General features: G+C 60.8%; 3 protein-coding genes. All 3 read right to left on the bottom strand.

From position 1 onward, the window contains the following. A partial coding sequence (locus AAC083_RS00470) for a queuosine precursor transporter (protein WP_146181550.1) occupies positions 1-409 on the bottom strand: 409 nt, incomplete at its 3' end. Between the two features lie 169 nt (positions 410-578). After that, entirely contained in the window at positions 579-869 is a 291-nt protein-coding gene (locus tag AAC083_RS00475) for a DUF3630 family protein (RefSeq protein ID WP_108535624.1), read from the bottom strand. A 10-nt stretch (positions 870-879) separates the two neighbouring features. Beyond that, on the bottom strand, positions 880-2,141 hold a 1,262-nt coding region (locus tag AAC083_RS00480; RefSeq protein WP_108535625.1), incomplete at its 5' end, for a protein adenylyltransferase SelO.

The following is a 2,141-nucleotide window of genomic DNA, read 5'->3' on the forward strand; positions in this document are numbered from 1 at the left end:
CCCTGAGCCGCCGCAGGCGGTTGAATACCACCACGTCCATAAACTGGCCCACCAGATAGGCCATAAAGCTGGCCAGCGCGATGCGAGCCACAAACAGGTTAAACTCCGCCAGATTGCCCATGCCCTGATAACTGCCCTCGAAGAACAGCACGGAGAGCACATAGGAAACAGCCAGCGCAGGCAGCATCACGGTCTGGATGATCTTGCGGGCCAGACCGACACCGAAAATCCGCACCGTCAGATCGGTGGCCAGAAAGATGAACGGGAAGCTGAAGGCACCCCAGGTGGTGTGGAAGCCAAAGATGGTAATCGGCAGCTGTACCAGGTAGTTGCTGCTGGCAATGATCAGGATGTGGAACAAAGAGAGACGCACCAGCGCCGTCTGGTGCTGAGCAGGGGTCAGATTCATATTGTGACCTTTTTGGTTAATGGGGTTAGGGAACCCATACCGCCACCATTGGCGATAATTGAGGGGCGCGATTATACGCCCCCCAAGTGATAGTTCAATCTTTATGCTATTGATTCAACCAGCGGCCATTGTCATCAAAGGGCAAGGTCATGCCCCCCAAGCAGCCCGCTCAGCCTTTGTTATGCTGACAGCCAAGCCAGAACAAGACCTCGCGATCGACCGGCTGCACCGCCGTCAGCCAGCAACCGCTATGATGTTCATACTCCAGCCTGAACTGACTCCCTTCAAATTCCAGCAACCAGCCGTGGCGATCGGCGCCCCACTCCTTGTCGAGCAGCCTGAGCTCCCACTCCTGCAGCAAAGTCCCTGCCAGCGCCGGGAAGGTATCCCAGCTGAGCCCGGGGCAATCCAGCATCAGCACGGCTGACTCCGTGTCTGTCCGCGTTACACGCCAATCCATCGCTCATACCTCAACTGCTGCAAGAAAGTTCACCACCGCAATACCACTGGGGAACCGGTGTCGCCAGGTCGTCATACTCGGGTTGTTCGTCATAGGGATGCTGCAAGGCCGCAAACAACCGCTCGAACGGAGTCATATCCCCCGCCTCAGCGGCATCTATCGCCTGCTGGGCCAGGGCATTACGCAGCACGTACTTGGGATTGATGGCATCCATCTGCCGCTTGCGGGCGGCATCCTCGCTTCCCTCCCGCACCAGTCGCGCCCGATAGAGCGCGAGCCACTGCTGCCAGCGCGCAGGATCCGGCAGCAGAGCCAGCAGGGCGGCTGGCCACTCCCCCTGCTGAGTAACCTCACCCAGGCGGCGCAGGAAGAGGTGATAGTCCACTCTCTGGCTCGCCAGCAGTTGGAACAGCTCGCGGAACAGCGCCGGGTCCTCCTCTTCCCACACCGACAACCCGAGTTTGGCGCGCATCAGCTCGGAGTAGTGCAGCATCAGCTGATGTTCATACTGGGCAAGCGCGGCGGCCAGGGCGTCGCCATCCACATGGTCTGCCAACGCCTGCGCCAGCTTTTGCAGATTCCAGTAACCCACAGCGGGTTGCTGATCCAGTGCATAGCGACCGCCCGGATCCGAGTGATTACAGACAAAATCGGGCACATAGGCATCGATGAAGCCGTAGGGGCCGTAATCCAGGGTCAGCCCGAGCAGCGACATGTTGTCGGTGTTCATCACCCCATGACAGAAGCCCGCCGCCTGCCACTTGGCGATGAGCCGCGCGGTACGCCGTACCACCTCGGCAAACAGCTCAGCCCCGCTGTCCAGCTCGGGGAAGTGGTGACGCAGCAGATAGTCGATGAGCAGCGGTATCTTCTCCCCCTGCCCGCTCCAGGCGAAATATTCGATGTGACCGAACCGCAGGTGGCTGGGAGCGGTTCGCAGCACGGTTGCGCCCGTCTCTTCCTGCTCTCGGTAGACAGGCTCCTTGCTGCCAACCAGTACCAGCGCACGCGTGGTGGGAATGCCGAGGGCATGCAGCGCCTCTGAGGCGAGATATTCGCGGATGCTGGATCTCAGCACGGCACGACCGTCACCAAAGCGGGAGAAAGGCGTCTTGCCCGCCCCTTTCAGGTGCAGATCCCAGCCCTGACCATCCTGCGCCCGCAGCTCACCCAGCAGCAGCGCACGCCCATCACCGAGGCGTGGGCTGTAACCGCCGAACTGATGGCCCGCATAGACTTGGGCCACCGGCTGCATACCGGACAGCGGCTGAC

Origin of the sequence: Aeromonas sp. HMWF014, from assembly GCF_963878295.1 — a bacterium.
Classification (GTDB): Bacteria; Pseudomonadota; Gammaproteobacteria; order Enterobacterales; family Aeromonadaceae; genus Aeromonas; species Aeromonas popoffii.

Coding starts and splice junctions, on each gene's coding strand:
- AAC083_RS00475 (WP_108535624.1), bottom strand. CDS start 869: ATGGATTGGCGTGTAACGCGGACAGACACGGAGTCAGCCGTGCTGATG.